This window comes from Staphylococcus lugdunensis, from assembly GCF_001558775.1.
Lineage (GTDB): Bacteria > Bacillota > Bacilli > Staphylococcales > Staphylococcaceae > Staphylococcus > Staphylococcus lugdunensis.
The window spans coordinates 216,781-235,617 of the sequence record NZ_CP014022.1 but is presented as its reverse complement, the minus strand read 5'-3'; the positions used below and the strand labels follow the sequence as shown (position 1 = coordinate 235,617).

20 protein-coding genes are annotated in these 18,837 nt (G+C 33.1%); 1 reads left to right on the top strand and 19 read right to left on the bottom strand.

What is annotated here, in order from left to right; all coding sequences use genetic code 11:
• Window positions 1-9 precede the first annotated feature (9 nt).
• From AL499_RS01135 to AL499_RS01110, 6 genes are all read right to left on the bottom strand, one after another.
• Window positions 10-1,110, bottom strand: a complete 1,101-nt coding sequence (locus tag AL499_RS01135; RefSeq protein ID WP_002491917.1) for a Nif3-like dinuclear metal center hexameric protein — start codon at window positions 1,108-1,110, stop codon at window positions 10-12.
• Window positions 1,100-1,789, bottom strand: coding sequence for a tRNA (adenine(22)-N(1))-methyltransferase (locus AL499_RS01130; RefSeq protein ID WP_037540768.1), 690 nt, complete (start codon window positions 1,787-1,789; stop codon window positions 1,100-1,102). Before AL499_RS01130 ends, AL499_RS01135 begins: the two co-directional genes overlap by 11 nt.
• A gap of 68 nt (window positions 1,790-1,857) precedes the next feature.
• Window positions 1,858-2,964, bottom strand: coding sequence for an RNA polymerase sigma factor RpoD (gene rpoD, locus AL499_RS01125; RefSeq protein WP_002458998.1), 1,107 nt, complete (start codon window positions 2,962-2,964; stop codon window positions 1,858-1,860).
• Between the two features lie 292 nt (window positions 2,965-3,256).
• A complete protein-coding gene (gene dnaG, locus AL499_RS01120; protein WP_002478118.1) occupies window positions 3,257-5,071 on the bottom strand; it encodes a DNA primase in 1,815 nt (604 codons plus the stop codon).
• Window positions 5,072-5,131: 60 nt separating this feature from the next.
• On the bottom strand, window positions 5,132-5,950 hold the full coding sequence (locus AL499_RS01115; RefSeq protein WP_002458996.1) for a pyruvate, water dikinase regulatory protein: 819 nt from the start codon (window positions 5,948-5,950) through the stop codon (window positions 5,132-5,134).
• A gap of 13 nt (window positions 5,951-5,963) precedes the next feature.
• On the bottom strand, window positions 5,964-6,587 hold the full coding sequence (locus AL499_RS01110; RefSeq protein WP_014533295.1) for a transcriptional regulator CcpN: 624 nt from the start codon (window positions 6,585-6,587) through the stop codon (window positions 5,964-5,966).
• Between the two features lie 323 nt (window positions 6,588-6,910).
• Here AL499_RS01110 and AL499_RS01105 point away from each other — a divergent pair, with 323 nt between their 5' ends.
• Window positions 6,911-8,302, top strand: a complete 1,392-nt coding sequence (locus AL499_RS01105; protein ID WP_002478117.1) for a glycine--tRNA ligase — start codon at window positions 6,911-6,913, stop codon at window positions 8,300-8,302.
• A 119-nt stretch (window positions 8,303-8,421) separates the two neighbouring features.
• Here the strand turns inward: AL499_RS01105 and recO are convergent, their stop codons facing one another.
• The 13 genes from recO to prmA all read right to left on the bottom strand — a co-directional run bounded on the left by recO (window position 8,422) and on the right by prmA (window position 18,835).
• Entirely contained in the window at window positions 8,422-9,177 is a 756-nt protein-coding gene (gene recO / locus AL499_RS01100; protein ID WP_002458993.1) for a DNA repair protein RecO, read from the bottom strand.
• 20 nt (window positions 9,178-9,197) lie between these two features.
• Complete coding sequence (gene era, locus AL499_RS01095) at window positions 9,198-10,097, bottom strand: GTPase Era (protein WP_002458992.1); 900 nt, start codon at window positions 10,095-10,097, stop codon at window positions 9,198-9,200.
• Window positions 10,097-10,504 (bottom strand): cytidine deaminase, encoded by a 408-nt coding sequence (gene cdd / locus AL499_RS01090; protein WP_002458991.1) that lies wholly within the window; start codon window positions 10,502-10,504, stop codon window positions 10,097-10,099. Before cdd ends, era begins: the two co-directional genes overlap by 1 nt.
• A 14-nt stretch (window positions 10,505-10,518) precedes the next feature.
• Entirely contained in the window at window positions 10,519-10,866 is a 348-nt protein-coding gene (locus AL499_RS12220; protein WP_080513643.1) for a diacylglycerol kinase family protein, read from the bottom strand.
• Window positions 10,862-11,323, bottom strand: a complete 462-nt coding sequence (gene ybeY / locus AL499_RS01085) for an rRNA maturation RNase YbeY (protein ID WP_002458989.1) — start codon at window positions 11,321-11,323, stop codon at window positions 10,862-10,864. The genes AL499_RS12220 and ybeY overlap by 5 nt, the downstream gene beginning before the upstream one ends.
• A gap of 2 nt (window positions 11,324-11,325) precedes the next feature.
• On the bottom strand, window positions 11,326-12,276 hold the full coding sequence (locus AL499_RS01080) for a PhoH family protein (protein WP_037540771.1): 951 nt from the start codon (window positions 12,274-12,276) through the stop codon (window positions 11,326-11,328).
• A 267-nt stretch (window positions 12,277-12,543) separates the two neighbouring features.
• Complete coding sequence (locus AL499_RS01075) at window positions 12,544-13,251, bottom strand: hypothetical protein (RefSeq protein ID WP_002492687.1); 708 nt, start codon at window positions 13,249-13,251, stop codon at window positions 12,544-12,546.
• Between the two features lie 16 nt (window positions 13,252-13,267).
• The gene (gene floA, locus AL499_RS01070) at window positions 13,268-14,254 is read right to left on the bottom strand and encodes a flotillin-like protein FloA (RefSeq protein WP_002458986.1); all 987 of its coding nucleotides are present in this window, start codon (window positions 14,252-14,254) and stop codon (window positions 13,268-13,270) included.
• A gap of 17 nt (window positions 14,255-14,271) precedes the next feature.
• The gene (locus tag AL499_RS01065) at window positions 14,272-14,979 is read right to left on the bottom strand and encodes an NfeD family protein (protein WP_002492691.1); all 708 of its coding nucleotides are present in this window, start codon (window positions 14,977-14,979) and stop codon (window positions 14,272-14,274) included.
• Window positions 14,980-15,490: 511 nt separating this feature from the next.
• The gene (gene rpsU, locus AL499_RS01060; protein ID WP_000048060.1) at window positions 15,491-15,667 is read right to left on the bottom strand and encodes a 30S ribosomal protein S21; all 177 of its coding nucleotides are present in this window, start codon (window positions 15,665-15,667) and stop codon (window positions 15,491-15,493) included.
• 123 nt (window positions 15,668-15,790) lie between these two features.
• Complete coding sequence (mtaB, locus tag AL499_RS01055; RefSeq protein ID WP_037540772.1) at window positions 15,791-17,137, bottom strand: tRNA (N(6)-L-threonylcarbamoyladenosine(37)-C(2))-methylthiotransferase MtaB; 1,347 nt, start codon at window positions 17,135-17,137, stop codon at window positions 15,791-15,793.
• A gap of 5 nt (window positions 17,138-17,142) precedes the next feature.
• Window positions 17,143-17,895 carry a 16S rRNA (uracil(1498)-N(3))-methyltransferase gene (locus AL499_RS01050; RefSeq protein WP_002492906.1) on the bottom strand — a complete coding sequence of 251 codons (753 nt, stop codon included), beginning with the start codon at window positions 17,893-17,895 and terminating at the stop codon, window positions 17,143-17,145.
• 1 nt (window position 17,896) lies between these two features.
• Window positions 17,897-18,835: a 50S ribosomal protein L11 methyltransferase gene (gene prmA / locus AL499_RS01045; RefSeq protein WP_037540774.1), complete on the bottom strand. Its 939-nt coding sequence runs from the start codon at window positions 18,833-18,835 to the stop codon at window positions 17,897-17,899.
• Window positions 18,836-18,837 lie beyond the last annotated feature (2 nt).

Genomic DNA, 18,837 nt, shown 5'->3' with positions numbered 1-18,837 from the left:
TTACTATGATTAATAGTATTGAAATGGATCAGTATTGATAGAAGAAGATGATATTGTTATATCAGCATCATGATCAGTTAACCAATCAGATAATAGCTGTTTCAAACCATCTTTCATGACGTATTCACTATAATGGTTGATATCTAAAATATTCATGCCTTCTGTTTTTGCATCGAGCGCATCATGATGTTTAACATCTCCAGTTACAAAAATATCTGCTCCTCTTTGAAATGCTACGTGCTCAAAGCCGATACCTGAGCCGCCAATGATTGCAACTCGACTAATTGTTATATCAGGTTTTCCAGCATAACGCAAGCTCGGAATAGCTAGAGTGGATTTTGTTTCTTGAATAAAATCTTTAATATTTTGAGGTGTTGCTAAATTTCCAATCATTCCTAAACCGCTATCAGCTTCTTTTGATAGTTCAATAAAATCATAAACTGGTGTTTCATAAGGATGATACTGTTGAATTAAATGTTCTGCAAGTTTACGTTGTTGTGATTGAATCATAAATTCAAGCTTAACTTCATTCACATATTCAATGTGATCTATTTTACCGATAAAAGGATTAGCTTCACCTACTGGTTTAAACTGTCCAGTACCTTTACTTTCAAAAAAACAATATTCATAGTTGCCTTCTTGTGCTAATCCAGCTTTACTAATTTGGCGTTTAAATTGTTCCAAATGTTCTTCGGGAATAAATGTTTGAACTTTGTAATATGTTGTAGTTTGAGGCACTAATATTTCAATATCTTGCAATTTTAATTTGGTAGCTAGCATAGCGTTGACACCTTTGTAATAGTGATCTAAATTAGTGTGTAACGCGATAACTTGGATATCGTGTTGAATTATTTTACGTATCAACCGTCCATAACCGTCATCTGTAATGGATGTCAGTCCTTTAAAGATTAAAGGATGATGACATATAATAGTGTTGATTTCTTTTGTTAATGCTTCTTCAACCACTTCATTTGTGCAATCTAACGCAGTTAAAATTCCAGTCATCTTTGTATGTTTGTCACCAATTAATAAGCCAACATTATCCCATGATTCGGCAGTTTTTAAAGGGACATGTTTTTCAATTATTTGCATTAATTCATCAATTTTCATTGGCTAACACCTCTTCAATCAAATCGATTTCAAGAGAGACCTCTTGAAGTCTCTCCTGATGTGTCGTTGGATTTAACTGTTTTTTTATATGTTTTAGTGCAGTAAGTTCATGATGCCACTTCGAAAAGAAAATATCATTTTTATTGCGCAACAAGATGGGGCCAAATTTAAGTTCGTATTTAGTATATTGTGGTTTCTCATCGCTATACTTTGCGACAACAATTTCGTAAATATGACCTTTTTCTATCAAAATTTCTTCCGCAATAATAGTAAAGTTTAAATTTACTAGCGTTTTACGCAACGTCTCAGTTTGAATATTACTTTGAAGGATAAGTCGTGTTTGTTTTGATAATTTTGCCTGGCCTTCAGTTAATATTTTAGCAATGAGCGGTCCACCCATGCCACAAATTGATATTGAATCAATTACGTCATTATCATAAATAACTGCTAAGCCGTCGCCTAATCGAACATCTATTTGTTGTGTTAAGTGATGTGCATGGACATTTTGTTTAGCTGCCTTAAACGGTCCTTCGATAACTTCTCCTGCTATTGCGTTATTACATAAATGATGTTGAACTGCATAGATGGGTAAATAAGCATGATCTGAACCAATGTCAGCCAAAACGCCTGGTTGAATATATTTGCTAACAGTTTGCAATCTTTTATTTAGTGATATCATTGATTTCTCCTTTATGTAAAAGAGGCTGAGACATCTTATATTGTCTCAGCCGAATAAAGCGATATGATTTAGTCCATAAAGTCTTTTAAGCGTTTGCTTCGACTTGGATGTCTAAGTTTTCTCAAAGCTTTTGCCTCTATTTGACGAATACGTTCTCTTGTTACACCAAATACTTTACCAACTTCTTCTAAAGTGCGTGTTCGTCCATCGTCTAAACCGAATCTTAAGCGCAATACATTTTCTTCTCTATCAGTTAATGTATCCAACACATCTTCGAGCTGTTCCTTGAGCAATTCATAAGCTGCATGGTCAGAAGGACTTTGAGCTTCTTGGTCTTCAATAAAATCACCAAGATGACTATCATCTTCTTCACCGATTGGCGTTTCTAAAGACACTGGTTCTTGAGCAATTTTTAGTATTTCTCGAACTTTTTCAGGAGGTAGGTCCATTTCTTCACCAATTTCTTCAGGTGCAGGATCTCGTCCTAAATCTTGAAGTAATTGACGTTGAACGCGGATTAATTTATTAATCGTTTCTACCATATGCACTGGGATACGAATTGTACGTGCTTGGTCAGCAATTGCACGAGTAATTGCTTGTCTAATCCACCACGTTGCATAAGTTGAGAATTTAAACCCTTTATTGAAGTCAAACTTCTCCACAGCTTTAATTAGTCCCATGTTGCCTTCTTGAATTAAGTCAAGGAATAACATGCCTCGTCCTACATATCTTTTAGCTATGCTTACCACAAGTCTTAAGTTTGCTTCAGCTAAACGTGATTTAGCAATTTCATCGCCTTGTTCAATACGTTTTGCTAATTCAATTTCTTCTTGTGCATTAAGAAGGTTAACACGTCCAATTTCTTTTAAGTACATGCGGACAGGATCATTTATTTTAACGCCTGGAGGTGCACTTAAATCATTTGGATTAAGTTTTTCATCGGTATCTGAACTATCTTTTTCGTTTACTAGTGAAATGTCATTATCATTCAATTGATCAAAAAATTCATCCATTTGATCGGTGTCCATATCGAAGTTTTGCATTTTTTCTGCAATTTCTTCATGGCTCAAATGGCCTTCTTTTTTACCTTTTTCAAGCAATTGTTTTTTTACATCTTCTAAAGTTAAAGTAGGATCAATTGTTTGCTTTTTAATTTTTACTTTGTTATCAGACATGAAAAGGCCTCCCGAAAATAATATAAGCTTTCAATAGCGATATTTAATTATATAACAAACTTATATAATGTCGATAGTATAATTAAAAATTCATAACAATTACGCACAAGTATTGTCGTTATTTTTATTTACTACGTTATAATCATTTTGAATTAATAGACAAATATCAATCACAGACTATATTTACCCATTAAAAGCGCATAATAACCATTATACAATATAAACCTTAAAATAGAAACAGTCTGTGCACTATTATTATTATGTTTTGAAATACTTATCATTTGTTACATTATCACATTCGTTGTTGATTTTTTTGAACAATCATTTGTAAATAGTATTTAACCATATCAATATCGCCGGTACGCTGAGCTTCGTTTAACTTGTGATTTAAGATTTCAATCGAATCTTCATCATTATTTTCCATTAAGGTCGCGATATAGTCTTCAATTTCATGGTCAAAAGGCTCTAAATTTAAATCATAATTATCTAGTGAAATCATCATTTCTCTCAAATCACTAGAATCTGTATATTGAATGAAATCGCTGATATGATAATTGTCATTTTCAGCATAAAAATCTTTTAATATCTCAAATATTTGTTTGAAAGAGGGATTAGAAAAAAGTTGACTATTGATATTTGCTGCATAATTTAAAAATGTATCTTTATCATTCATAAAATGTTTTAGTAAGCCACGCTCTGCTTTTTCACGTTTATTTAAATGATTAAAATTGTCTATTTGAGGCGCATGCATAGGCTGATTATCATGAAAATATGCACCAGAATAATAGTTATCGTAATCATATTCAGTAATTGAATGAGATTGTTGAGCTATTTCATTATTTAAACGATTTGCCTCAATATTAAACACACCAGCTACATCTTGAACAATTTTGTTTTTTAGAATATTTGATTGTACAAATGCGACATCTTGTATAGCTTCCTTCAAATATCGTTCGTAGGCTAAATCATTATGTTGTATTTCGTCTTGTTTCGTCTTGTATTTAAAGACAATAAAAGATTTCTTTTCAGTAGCTACAAAATTCAAAAATTCCTCTTTACCATATTTCACTATATATTCATCTGGATCCATATCATTTGGTAACTGTATAATATAAACATTAAGTCCTTGTTGTAATAATACTTGGCCTGTTTTAAGTGCAGCTTCTCTACCAGCAAAGTCGCCATCAAACATAAGGGTAACATTGCTGGTTAATTTTTTTAAAAATGTTATATGTTCTTGTGATAGAGCTGTTCCCATGCTGGCAACTACGTGTTTTAATCCTGCGGCGTCTGACTTAATGACATCCATAAATCCTTCTAAGAGAATAACTTCATCATTTTTACGTATACGTTTTCTAGCATAATCAAGATTATATAATAACCTTCTCTTTTGGAATATAGGTGTTTCAGGACTGTTTAAATATTTGGGCTCTTGATTACGATAGGTTCTGCCTGAATAGCCTACAATACGTCCTTGTGCATTGTTTAATGGAAACATGATGCGGTCTCTAAAGCGATCATAGTAGCTAAAGTTTTCTTCATTTCTGGACAGTAGCCCTGCTTCGTATGCAAGTTCAATATCATAGTCATTCTTTGTTAAAAAATCTAAACAGAAGTGTGCATTATCTGGGGCATATCCTATGCCGCGTTGTTGAATTAACTCGTCGGTAAAACCGCGTTGTTTTAAATAGTTTAATGCTTCTTCCCCTTCAACTGTTTTTAATAAAGCATATTGATAATATGTTTGCATCAATTCGTGCATCTCTATCATTTTTAAGTCATCAGATGCGATTTGTGGTGTTTCTGAAGGTGTACCAATATCAACGTTTATATTGACACGTGCACCTAATTCTTTCACTGCTTCAACAAAAGAGATATCTTTTATATCTTGTGTAAATTGAAAGACATTTCCACCCTTTTTACAACCAAAGCAATGACAAATTTGCTTATCTTCAGAAACTGTAAATGAAGGTGTTTTTTCATCATGAAAAGGACACAAACCTATATAATTGCGCCCTCTTTTTTCTAATTTAACGTATTCACTTACCAAATCTAAGATATCAGTTTTTTCTTTTATTTCATTAATCACGGATTGTTCTATTCGCAATTTCGATCACCTATTACTTGTTAGTCGTCAAATTATAACGCTTTTTTGTTTCAAAAGATATTATTTTGATTGACGCTGTTCTATAAGTGCAATAACATCATTTGCAGTTTCCTCAATCGCCTTGTCAGAAACATCGATAACAGGACATCCTACCCGTGCAACAATGTCTTCGAAGTATTTAATTTCTTCTTTAATTCTAGCGTCGGTTGCATAACGTGCAGAATCTCCTAAGCCAAGTTGTTTTAAACGTTGCTTTCGAATACGATTTAATTTATCTTCACTAATTTTAAGTGCAATACATTTTGCAGGATCTATTTCAAATAGTGCATCAGGCGGTGTAACCTCTGGTACAATTGGCACATTCATTACTTTATAACTACGATGAGCAAGATATTGAGATAGCGGTGTTTTCGATGTTCTTGAAATACCTATGAGCACGATATCTGCTTTTGGCAAACCTTTTGGATCTTTACCATCATCATATTTTACAGCAAATTCAATCGCATCTATTTTTTTAAAATAAGCATCGTCCAATCGATGAACCATTCCAGGCTCATAATAAGGTGTTTGTTCAACTGACTCTGATAATATACTCATCAATGGACCCATAATATCAACAGACTGAATCTGTTTATCTTTAAGTTCTGCTTCCATATATTTGCGCATTTCAGGTTTAACTAATGTATAAACAATGATAGCCTTTGTGTCATGCGCAACTTGAATGACTTCATCAATATTTTCAAACGATTCGATATAAGGATATCTTAAAAATTCATTTTTGCATTGTTTAGGATTAAATTGAGACACACAAGCCCGTGCCACGAGTTCAGCTGTCTCTCCAATTGAATCTGAGGCAATAATAATCTTTATATTTTCCATTAATGTATACCACCTATTCTTTAAATAAAGATACAAAAAGTTTTGTTATTGTTGTTTTTGAAATACGACCCACAACTTCGTATTTATTATTGTCTTTTTTTCTAACTACAGGTAAAGCATCAATTTCTTTTTCTATCATTTGATTTGCAGCATATACGACTAATTCCGATTCCTCTAAATATGTGACGTTTGGCATTCTTGTCATATTGATACTAATCGGCATAGTATGTATATCCTCACCAATCATAGAAGCGCGTAATAAATCTTTGCGAGAACAAATGCCTATAAAATCATTATTGTTATTCACAATGAACAATGTGCTCGCATCTTCTAAGAAAATCGTGCAAATGGCATCGTAAACAGTCATATCTCCCTTTACTACAACTGGATGTGACATGTAATCTTTGACATTATATTGGCGCAATTGATCTTTAAATATTTTATTTTTAGATTTACCAGAATAAAAATAGCCAACGCGAGGTCGTGCTTCTAAAAAACCAGACATAGTTAAAATAGCTAAATCAGGTCTTAAAGTTGCTCGTGTAAGATTTAGGTGTTCAGCAATATGCTCACCAGTGATAGGTCCTTCATGCTTAACAATATCAATTATTTGCTCTTGCCTTTTACTAAGTTCTATAGGTCTTCACCCCTCTTAATTTCTATTATATTATAACTGTAAATGGTTGTTGCTACAAATACATATAAATACTTGCTTAAAAAAATACTTTCAATTAGAATGAACTTAAGCGAGTTAAGGACGGTGCAAGCTTAACGATGACATTGGCATAACAATTTGATAAGTAAAGAGAGTGGCTACACTAATTTGGGTGGAACCGCGGGTTAATATGTTAATAAACGAATATTTATTATTCGGTTAAAAATAATGACTCGTCCCAAAGATGGAGATATATTATATCAACGTCTTTGGGACGTTTTTGTGTACAAGGAGAGGATAAGCATATGGTAAAAGATATGGATACAATTGTTTCGTTAGCAAAGCACAGAGGGTTTGTATTCCCTGGCAGTGATATATACGGAGGGCTTTCAAATACATGGGATTATGGGCCTCTTGGTGTAGAATTAAAAAATAACGTTAAAAAAGCATGGTGGCAAAAATTTATTACACAATCACCTTATAACGTCGGGATTGATGCAGCGATTTTAATGAATCCTAAAACTTGGGAAGCTTCTGGACATTTAGGTAATTTTAATGACCCTATGATTGATAATAAAGATAGTAAAATTCGTTATCGTGCAGACAAACTAATTGAAGATTATATGCAACAACAAAAAGGAGACGAAAACTTTATTGCTGATGGCTTGAGTTTTGATGAAATGAAGCGCATTATCGATGAAGAAGGCATTGTTTGTCCTGTAAGTGGTACTGCAAATTGGACAGATATTCGTCAATTTAACCTTATGTTTAAAACTTTCCAAGGTGTAACAGAAGATTCAACAAATGAAATTTTCTTACGTCCAGAGACTGCGCAAGGTATTTTTGTTAATTACAAAAATGTGCAACGCTCTATGCGTAAAAAGTTGCCATTTGGTATTGGTCAAATAGGTAAATCATTCCGTAATGAAATTACACCAGGTAACTTTATTTTTAGAACAAGAGAATTTGAACAAATGGAATTAGAATTCTTCTGTAAGCCTGGCGAAGAAATCGAATGGCAAAACTATTGGAAAACTTTTGCTAGTCAGTGGTTAAAAGACTTAAATATTAGTGAAGAAAATATGCGTTTAAGAGACCATGATGAAGATGAGTTATCTCACTATTCTAACGCTACGACTGATATAGAATATAAATTCCCATTTGGTTGGGGTGAATTATGGGGTATTGCAAGCCGTACTGACTTCGACTTAAAACAACATAGTGAGCATTCAGGAGAAGATTTTAAATATCATGATCCTGAAACAAATGAGAAATATATTCCTTATTGTATCGAACCGTCTCTTGGTGCTGACCGTGTAACATTAGCGTTCTTGTGTGATGCCTATGATCAAGAAGGTGTTGAAGGCAGTAAAGACGCTCGTACGGTTCTTCATTTCCACCCTGCTTTAGCGCCGTATAAAGCAGCAGTGTTGCCATTGAGTAAAAAGCTTTCAGGAGAAGCGATTAAGATTTTTGAAGATTTAAGTTCAAAATTTGCTATTGATTTTGATGAATCCCAATCAATTGGTAAGCGATATCGTCGACAAGATGAAATTGGAACACCTTATTGTATTACATTTGACTTTGATTCATTAGAAGACAATCAAGTAACTGTTCGTGATCGTGATTCTATGGATCAAGTACGTATGCCGATTGCTGAATTAGAAGCATTTTTAACAGAAAAAGTTAAATTTTAAGATATACGTAAAGGTTAATACTTGCTAATTCTGTGCGCAATAGATTATCAATAGCTAAATAAAACCTCCCGTAAAAAGATTGTCTAGAAATGGACAACAGTTATGGGAGGTTTTAATAGTTATTTGGGTTCTAATCTATTGAGTTGATTAATTAATTTTTGACTTTTAAAAAATACACCAGCATATTCTCTATATAACATAATCATAAAGTCAGACATTTCGTTTATAATCTCTTGATGGATGCTAAGTTGATTCATTTTTTCAATGGGTAATTGTTGTAATATATTTAACAGGTACAAGGTTTTATTTGATATTAATAAGGCATGTGGATCTCGATAAGCTGCTTCTTGTGAAATAGCACCATGAAATTTAAAACTGTACCCTATTAAGTTAGACGGATTAGTTGAACCAGTTATGACACAATGGTTAAAGTTTGCGGAAAAGCCATATTTATGCATACATTTCAACATCGTAATTATCGACATTAGCTGTGCAGAAGTACCTGCAGTAATTTTTGTTAAAACAAAATGCAATAATTCATAATAATATTTTGAAATTTCTTGATCGTCCATGGCTTTGTCTATAATTTCAGCACTAAGTGATGCGTAGCTATGTGTGTATAAATCAAGCCTTAACTCGTAATGCTGATTTATAACATCAATAGAATTAAGGGTTCCCATTCCACGCCATTGGTTATAAATAAATAAGCCATACACAAATAATTGTGTATGAGCTTGAAAACCACTTTTGGCTTTTTTTGCACGACGTACCATTAAGGGTACTTTAGCGCCATGTTCATTAAGGATAGTAATTACTTTATCTGATTCACCATAATCCACAGACTTAATAATAATCCCTTTTTGTTTCATGAGCATAAATAACACCCACTCTCTGTTTAATCTTGGTCTTCAATATATCCAATTTGACGTATAAAATTCACTTTATTTCTCCAATCCTTTTGAACTTTTACCCACAATTCTAAATATACTTTGGAACCAAGTAACATTTCAATATCATGACGTGCACGTTTACCTACTTCTTTTAATTTTTTTCCACCTTTACCAATAACGATTCCTTTTTGAGAATCACGTTCAACATATATCGTTGCTTCAATGCGAACACGATCTTCATTTTCTTTAATCATTCTATCGACATTCACGCCAATAGCATGAGGGATTTCTTCGCTAGTTAAGTGTAATATTTTTTCACGAATGATTTCACTAACAACAAATTGTTCGGGATGGTCTGAAATTTGATCGTCAGGATAATACTTTGGTCCTTCTGGTAAATGGCTTTTAAGCACATCTATAAAATGGTCAACATTAAGTCCTTCTAATGCTGAAATAGGTACTATCTCAGTGAAGTTCATATATTTTTGATAAGCTTCGATACGTGGCATCAAAGAATCTGGATGTACTAAATCAATTTTATTTAATACTAAAAATACGGGTGTCTTCACATTACGTAGCATGTCCATGATATATTCATCACCACGTCCGATATCTTCGTTTACATTGACCATAAACATGATAGCATCAATTTCAGACAATGTATTTTTAGCCACGCGCATCATATAATCACCAAGCTTATGCTTTGGCTTATGAATACCTGGTGTATCGATAAAAATAATTTGCGCATCATCTCGCGTCATTACGCCTTGAATTTTATTACGCGTTGTTTGAGCTTTATCTGACATTATTGCTATTTTATGGCCAATCACTCTATTAACAAATGTTGATTTACCAACATTTGGTCGACCTATAATTGAAACAAAACCTGATTTATGTACTGTCATTAATTTTCTAAATCCTTTCCGGAAAATCCAAATGGTAACAATTCTGAAACTGAGGAAGCACGCATTTCACCTGTATTATTTGTCATATATATGGGCATATCATCATCACATAATTCTTTTAAAACTTGTCTACAAATACCACATGGCGATGTTGGTTTTATACTATTAACTGTCACAGTTATTGATTCAAAATCCCCAGGCTGATATCCAAGAGCGATTGCTGCGGCAAGACTGGATTGTTCTGCACAAATTGTTGCAGGATAAGATGCATTTTCAACATTGGCACCATAAAACCCTCTGCCATCCTTAGTTTTCAAATAAGCGCCTACTTTAAATTGACTATAAGGCGTGTAAGCGTTACTTTGAGCTTTTTGAGCTTCTTCAAAATAATGTTGTTGATAACTCATTGTAACAAACTCCTTTACGAAAATATATGAGGAATAAAAATAATTAGTCCAGTAATAATAGCAAAGATAGATACTAGCATGACACTAAAAGCCGCGATATCTTTGGCGTACTTTGCAAACTCATGATAATCCAATGTTACTAAATCAACAACAAATTCTATAGCCGTATTCAGTGCTTCTAATGTTAAGACAAGAAATATGGATAATAGGATAAAAAGCCACTCATATCTGTTAAGTTGAAAGACAAATCCTAAAACAATAACAAGTATTGAAATGATAAGATGAAGTAAGAAATTATGGTCTTTAACAAGCAGTGCTTTAAAACCATTAAAGGCGTATCTAAAACGTTTAAACTCTTTAATCTCTCGTCAGTCCATATGCAGTTAATATTGTTTCTTGTCGACCAAACATTTTCTTTTCATCTTCTTCATTCATATGATCATAGCCTAATAAATGTAAAAATCCATGAAGAGCAAGAAAGCCTAACTCTCGTTCAAATGAATGACCATATGTCGTAGCTTGTTCTTGTGCTACATCTGTACATATAATAATATCACCTAGTACGCGAGGTATCTCCAAGCCTGTTATTTCAGGTTCATCCTCTTCCAAAGCAAAGGATATAACATCGGTTACTTTATCTTTATCTCGATATATTTTATTAATTTGTTGAATTTCTTCTTTATCTACAAATGTCACGGATAATTCTGCATCTTGTGTAATACCTTCTTGTTCTTTTGCAAAGTTAAGTAAATCGTCAATTTGTTGAAACCATGCTTCATCAACCATTTGCGTGTGGTCACTAAAATCTATGGTAAACATGTTTATTTTACCTCCCCATCATATCTTGCGATAATTTTACCTACTAAAGGATGTCTAACAACATCGGATTGATCCAAATTCATAATATGAATACCATTTACCCCTTGCAATTTGCTTATAGCTTCTTTCAAACCACTTTTAACACCTTTAGGTAAATCAATTTGGGTTTGATCTCCAGTAACAACCATTTTTGAATCGAAGCCTAACCTTGTTAAAAACATTTTCATTTGTGCATGTGTTGTGTTTTGTGCTTCATCTAAAATCACAAAGGCATCATCTAATGTACGACCTCTCATATAAGCAAGTGGTGCAATTTCAATAATTCCTCTTTCAATAAAACGTGCTGTTTGTTCACGACCTAATACCGTATTTAAGCCATCATATAATGGTCTTAAGTAAGGATCTACTTTTTCTTTTAAATCACCTGGTAAAAATCCTAAAGATTCACCAGCTTCAACAGCAGGGCGTGTTAGCACAATGCGTTTGACTTTCCCTTTTCGTAATTGTTTAGCTGCATAAACAACAGCTAAAAATGTTTTTCCAGTGCCAGCAGGACCCACGCCAAAAACTAAATCATTTCGTTGCATTGCATTGACATACATACGTTGTCCCATAGTTTTTGCACGAATGGTTTTACCATATGCATCTTTTGTAATTTCATCCTCATATAAATCTAATAAAAATTGCAAAGTATTATTATCAGCCATTTTAATAGCAGCTTCTACGTCTTTAAGTGTAATAGCATGGCCGAGTTCTATAACTTTTAATAAATTTTTAAGAATTTGTTCTGCCTTTTCAACATGCTCCAGACGTTCGCCTTTAACAGCAATTTCTTGACCTCTGGCATGTATGACAACATCATATGCATCCTCTAGCGCTTTTAAATGCTCATCATTATTTCCGATTAAAGCTTGAGATTGATTAATGTTGTCGATTTGAATTATTTCTGGCATAAACGGGCTCCTTTACAAGTAACATTATTTATCAAATTTTTACTGCATGATATAAATAGGTCAATTTATCATTATTATATCATGATAACTAGATAACCTTGGATGTGAAAATTATTAAAACTCACTTTCAATAAAAGTTTACTAAACAATCCATATTGATACAAATTAATGTGTTTGTAAATTTAAAAAAGATTGGCTAATGGGCTCAAAATATAAAAAATAACATATCCCACTACATACAATTTAATTAGTGGAATATGTTATATATTATAATTGCTTTGGTTTATTCAATATTTCTTGCCAAATTAAACCATTAACTACAGGATTGTTATCAAATTGTAGCGCTTGATGGGTCATATTTTGTTCGATTGATTTGGTGTTTAGCAATTGCTTTAAGCGATATTGTTTAGCTCTAGGTGATAAATATTTATCGCTAATAATTTCTTTTGCTTTTTGCTCAATCATTGCGAGTTGCTTTTCTTTTTCATTATCAATATCTAAACGAACACGTTTTAAATCATCCATAAGTGTATGTTCTAAATCTTGATTTGAAGGCTGCTTATTCACAACATCTCTTGATGATGGCTGTGTTTGTAAGGTATCATTATTGCTATTTTGAGATTGTGTTAGTTGCCTTGAAGATCTTTGAACTGTAGGACGTGCTTTATCTTGTGTTTCCACCTTAATCTCTCGTTCTAATTTACGATCTTTATACACAGGTTGAGAGGTATTTTTATCGTGTTGTACTTTTTTATGTTTCGTATGTTCACCTGAAATTTCTTCATTCATTTCATTTAGCTTATCTCCAACTTTATCTAAGAACGAACCTTTTTGTGGTTGACGTGATGTTGGTTTAGAATGAGCTTTCTTTTTAGGTGGTTTTTGATTCTGACGTTGTTTATGACTCTTATCCCCCATCGCACTGATAATTGAAATGATGACCGAAATAGCAAATATGAGAATACCAATGTTCATGACATCACCCCTTTAATTATTTTGGTGATTCTGGGTCTTCTTTGTCTGTATGTTTATTGATAGCATTTCTCATTCCTGTATCAGCTTCTATATTTTTTAAATTATAATAGTCTTTGACACCTAAATTACCGTTGCGTAGTGCTTCTGCCATAGCAAGAGGTACTTCAGATTCTGCCTCAACAACTTTTGCACGCATTTCTTGTACACTTGCTTTCATTTCTTGTTCTTTAGCTACTGCCATCGCGCGACGTTCTTCGGCTTTAGCTTGAGCAATGTTTTTATCTGCTAGTGCCTGCTCAGTTTGTAAATCAGCACCAATATTTTTACCGATATCTACGTCAGCAATGTCAATGGATAAAATTTCAAAGGCTGTACCTGAATCTAAACCTTTACTTAATACAGTTTTAGAAATATTATCTGGATTTTCAAGAACTTGTGTATGATGTTCACTTGAACCGATAGTTGAAACAATACCTTCACCTACACGAGCAATAATTGTTTCTTCACCAGCACCACCGACTAATCGAGAAATATTAGCTCGAACCGTAATACGTGCTTTAGCTCTAACTTCGATACCATTCATAGCCACACCAGTAATAAAAGGTGTTTCTATAACTTTAGGATTAACAGACATTTGAACAGCTTGTAATACATCACGACCGGCTAAGTCAATCGCAGCACCGCGTTCAAACGGTAGATTTATATCTGCACGTTGCGCAGCGATGTTTGCATCAACAACTCTATCAACGTTACCACCAGCTAAGTAGTGAGATTCTAACTGATTAGTTGTTAAGTTTAAACCAGCTTTATGTGCTTTTATTAATGGCGCAATTACTTTTCTAGGCGAAACGCGACGTAAACGCATACCAATGAGTGTTCCGATTCCAACCTTAACGCCTGCTGCAATTGCTGAAATCCACAGTCCAACTGGAACAAATGAAAATAAAATAAGAATTGCTACAAGAATTATAATAGCAATTACAATAAATCCAATACTAAACATTAAATCACTCCTATAAATTAATCTATCTCTCTTACTACAACTCGAGTGCCTTCTACTTCTAATATTTTGACATCTTTATTTCTTAAAATAAATGAACCATCTGACACAGCATCTATTCTTTCATCATTTATTAAAATAATGCCTGCTGGACGTAAGTCTGTAGAAGTACGAGCTATTTTGCCAACTAAGTGAGAACGGTCATCGTGAGATCTATAACCAGCTTCAGCATTTGTCGAATCTTTAAGTACAACTTTTTCAAAAAAAGGTATTTTTCGATTTAAAAGTTTTACTAAAATGACCCATTCAACAATACTAAGAATAACTGCAATAATGACATTGAATAACATAATAAACAAGTTATCACCAAGCATTATTAAGCTTAATGAGATTAGAACTATGCCAAAAAAGCCTATTACTGCACCTACAATAAAGAGCTCTATAATAACAAAAATTACCCCTATGCCAAATAAAATTACCGATATCAAATTGACGTCACCATTGATGAGAAATCCTAAAAATAATAGTAATAAACATAATGCTGCAACTACACCTATTAAATTAATTTTAGGAGAGTATAATTGATATAAAAATCCTAAAAATATAGCGACTGTCAGAATAAGTGTCATCAATGGATGTGTAAGAATTTGAGCTACATCAAATATCCAAGAGACATCAGAAGAAAAGTTCAGCAAGAAAAAGGTATGTATTCCATTTATAACTGTCATAAATTCACCTCGCTCCCATTTTGATTATACATGAATCATGACTAAGATTATAGGGATATAAAAGAGAATCTATAAGATTTCCAACAACAATATATTAAATAAATGAATAATAGCTGGTATTTATTTTTAACGATATAATGAGTCTGATAAAATCAACAACCTAAATAATAAAGTTTAATGATTTTTGAAATGCATTTAGAATTTTTAATTATATTTTTTATATTGTAATATCACTTGTATAATATGTTGTTATCACTTAACCCCTGCTTGGTACTACTTTCTCTACAGTTCCATGAAACGATAATTCATATTCAAATATACTTTTGCAATACATCATTAAAATATATGAAAAGATAATAACTTTGCAAACTAAAAAACAAAAGTATAACAAAATGGCAATTTCTACGTTATTTCAATAGAAATTGCCATTTTTCGTTGGTTGGAACCTATTTATAGTCCTAACCTTATATATAATTAACATTCGTGTTGAGGGAGTCAACAGAGCTATTAATTATTTGAATTTACGTTTACGCGCAGCTTCAGATTTCTTTTTACGTTTAACACTAGGTTTTTCGTAAAATTCACGTTTACGTACTTCTTGAATTGTACCGCTTTTTGATACTGAACGTTTAAATCTACGTAACGCATCTTCAAGTGATTCGTTTTTACGTACTACTGTTTTAGACATCTGTATTTCCCTCCCTCCAAATATCAACGGAACTTTAATAATTATGTGCATAGTACAATAGACTATGCTTTATTTAGTATAATATATCTCCATTGTGCGGTCAATTAGTAAAGCGCGGAAAGTTTACACTAGTACTTCTTGCTCAGATAAATTAGAAGCATGTTCAACTACTCTTAATGCTTCACCTTTATTTAGCGGATAATCAGCATGTACAATCTTTACTTTGACAATTTGACCTATCAATGATTCATCACCATCAAATTGTACTTTCATGTAGTTATCTGCATAACCAACCAGTGAACCATGGAAACTACCTTTTTCTTCAGGAATAACTTCCAATACGTCATCTTCAAACTTAGAAGCATATTCTTTAGCTAATTGATCACTTAAAGCAATTAATTTGTGAACACGTTCATTTTTAACATCTTCATCAATCTGATTATCCATACGAGCAGCAGGTGTACCGATTCGTGAAGAATATGGAAATACATGTAATTCAGAAAACTTATGTTTTGCTATAAAATCAAAGGTTTCTTGAAACTCTTCATCAGTTTCTCCAGGAAAACCTACTATAACATCACTTGTCACTGCCAAATCTGGCAACGCTTTATGAAGTTTTGATAGACGTTCTGAAAAATGTTCCATCGTGTATTTACGTCGCATACGTTTAAGCACGCTATCTGAACCTGATTGTAACGGAATATGCAAATGACGGACAACTTTATTAGATTTTTCAATGACATCAATCACTTCATCTGTTAGTTGACTGGCTTCAATTGAAGAAATACGAATTCTTTCTAGACCATCAATCGTTTCTAAATCGCGTAACAGTTGTGCTAGATTATAGTTTTTCAAGTCTTGACCGTAACCACCAGTGTGAATACCAGTGAGCACAATCTCTTTATAACCTGCATTGACAAGCGTTGTGGCTTGTTCAACAACCTTTTTCGGATCTCTAGAACGCATTAAACCTCGAGCCCATGGTATGATGCAAAATGTACAGAAATTATTACAGCCTTCTTGAATTTTTAATGAAGCACGTGTACGATCTGTAAAATATGGTACATCTAATTCCTCATAGGTGCGATTTTTCATAATGTTTCCTACACCATTAATAGGTTGGCGCTCTTTTTGAAACTCATCTATATATGATAGTAATTTATGACGGTCTTGCGTACCAACTACAACATCAACGCCTGGAATTTCCATAATTTCTGCTGATGATGTTTGTGCATAACAACCAGTGACGCATATAACTGCATCAGGATTTTTTCTAATAGCACGACGTATGACTTGTCGACTTTTTTTATCTCCAGTATTTGTAACCGTACATGTGTTAATAACATACACATCTGCATTGGTTTCAAAATCTACTCTTTCATAATTTGCTTCTTTAAATAATTGCCAAATTGCTTCTGTTTCATAATGGTTTACTTTACAACCTAATGTATGAAAAGCTACCGTTGACATGTCATTCACCCCAATAATTCATTTTCATAGCTCATTGCACTTAGTGCATACAATGGTGCTGTTTCTGCCCTTAAAATTCTAGGTCCTAAACCTACTGTGTGACTATTATCCTTAAACATCTCGATTTCTGACTCTGTTAACCCACCTTCGGGACCAAATATCATTAAAACGCGATCGTTTGGCTTAAAACATTGTAATAATTGTCTGAAATGGCTTCTTTCATTTTGCTTTGCTTGTTCTTCATATGCAATCAGAATATAGTCATAATGATTTATTTTATCATAAACGGATTTCAAATTCGACATGTACTTTACTGAAGGTATAGTAAGTCGATAACTTTGCTCGGCAGCTTCTTTGACAATTTTTTGCCATCTATCAATTTTCTTCATAGCTTTTGTTTGATTTAGTTTCACAACCGAGCGCGCCATATCTACTGCCCAAAACTCATTGGCACCTAGCTCTGTAGCTTTTTGAAGCATCCACTCATACTTATCTGCCTTAATGAGCCCACTACAAATTGTTACATACAGAGGTAATTCAGTATGTATGTCTAATTTGACTTTCGGCATTATTTGAATATATTCATCATTAATATCTGTAATTTCACACTCGAATACGCTTTGATTTTGGAATGTAATAATGATATGATCTCCAACACAATTGCGCATAACATTAATAATATGATGACGGTCATTTTTATTTCGAATAAAAAAACGCTGACCGTCATCAGCGTTTTCGTTAATAAAGTATCGTTGCAACTTATTCACTCACTTTCTGACCAACAAGGCATACCCATCCATTATTTTGTTCAATTGAAATGATATCAAAGCCAACCTGTTTCATGTGTGCTTCTATTTCTAAATGTTTTTCAGTGATAATACCAGACGTTATAAAATAACCATCTTCATTTAATGTATTATAAGCATCTTCTATCATTTCATCAATAATATGAGCTAAAATATTTGCAATGACTACATCGTATTTTTTAGTTTCATCTTTGAGTAAATTACCAGTGTTAGCTTCAATAACAGCATCACAGTGATTCTTTTTAAAGTTCTCTATTGCTACTTTAATTGCCATATCATCAATATCTATCGCTTTGATTTGCCGTACACCTAATAAATGGCATGCAATACTCAAGATTCCAGATCCAGTTCCGACATCAATGACATTTTTGTCAGAGGAAACGTATTTCTCTATAGCGTGTAAGCACATACTTGTCGTTGGGTGATCACCCGTACCAAAAGCCATACCAGGATCTAATTCAATACAGAGTTCCTCGTTACTATCTTTGGTATAGGTTTCCCAACTGGGTACAATTGTAAATCGTTTCGAAGCTCTAAAAGGATGGAAATAGTTTTTCCATTCATTCTCCCAATCTTCTTCAGCCACAGGTTGCGTATTATAAGTAAAAACTGTGGTATCTAATTCGGTTAAATTTAAAATTTCTTTTTTTATTTGTGTTGCTAAAGACTTTGTAAATTTAATTTCGTTAAAATAGGCCTTCAAACGGACGCCAAATTCAGGATAATCTTCAGATTTTAATTCATAAATTTCACCGTATTTATCGGCTGGTGGTTGTATCAAGTCATGAGAATCTTCAATAACAACACCATTTGAACCGAAATTTTCTAAAATGTTAGTGACTAAAGGTTCTACTTCATGGTTAACTACGATTGAGAGCTCTACCCAATTCATTG

Coding starts and splice junctions, on each gene's coding strand:
- AL499_RS01075 (WP_002492687.1), bottom strand. CDS start 13,251: ATGAACATTGGTATTCTCATATTTGCTATTTCGGTCATCATTTCAATT.
- cdd (WP_002458991.1), bottom strand. CDS start 10,504: ATGAGTTATCAACAACATTATTTTGAAGAAGCTCAAAAAGCTCAAAGT.
- recO (WP_002458993.1), bottom strand. CDS start 9,177: ATGCTCATGAAACAAAAAGGGATTATTATTAAGTCTGTGGATTATGGT.
- AL499_RS01080 (WP_037540771.1), bottom strand. CDS start 12,276: ATGCCAGAAATAATTCAAATCGACAACATTAATCAATCTCAAGCTTTA.
- mtaB (WP_037540772.1), bottom strand. CDS start 17,137: ATGTCAACGGTAGCTTTTCATACATTAGGTTGTAAAGTAAACCATTAT.
- AL499_RS01105 (WP_002478117.1), top strand. CDS start 6,911: ATGGTAAAAGATATGGATACAATTGTTTCGTTAGCAAAGCACAGAGGG.
- AL499_RS01065 (WP_002492691.1), bottom strand. CDS start 14,979: ATGACAGTTATAAATGGAATACATACCTTTTTCTTGCTGAACTTTTCT.
- rpsU (WP_000048060.1), bottom strand. CDS start 15,667: ATGTCTAAAACAGTAGTACGTAAAAACGAATCACTTGAAGATGCGTTA.
- AL499_RS01115 (WP_002458996.1), bottom strand. CDS start 5,950: ATGGAAAATATAAAGATTATTATTGCCTCAGATTCAATTGGAGAGACA.
- prmA (WP_037540774.1), bottom strand. CDS start 18,835: ATGAATTGGGTAGAGCTCTCAATCGTAGTTAACCATGAAGTAGAACCT.
- AL499_RS01135 (WP_002491917.1), bottom strand. CDS start 1,110: ATGAAAATTGATGAATTAATGCAAATAATTGAAAAACATGTCCCTTTA.
- rpoD (WP_002458998.1), bottom strand. CDS start 2,964: ATGTCTGATAACAAAGTAAAAATTAAAAAGCAAACAATTGATCCTACT.
- era (WP_002458992.1), bottom strand. CDS start 10,097: ATGACAGTACATAAATCAGGTTTTGTTTCAATTATAGGTCGACCAAAT.
- ybeY (WP_002458989.1), bottom strand. CDS start 11,323: ATGTTTACCATAGATTTTAGTGACCACACGCAAATGGTTGATGAAGCA.
- floA (WP_002458986.1), bottom strand. CDS start 14,254: ATGTTTAGTATTGGATTTATTGTAATTGCTATTATAATTCTTGTAGCA.
- AL499_RS01130 (WP_037540768.1), bottom strand. CDS start 1,789: ATGATATCACTAAATAAAAGATTGCAAACTGTTAGCAAATATATTCAA.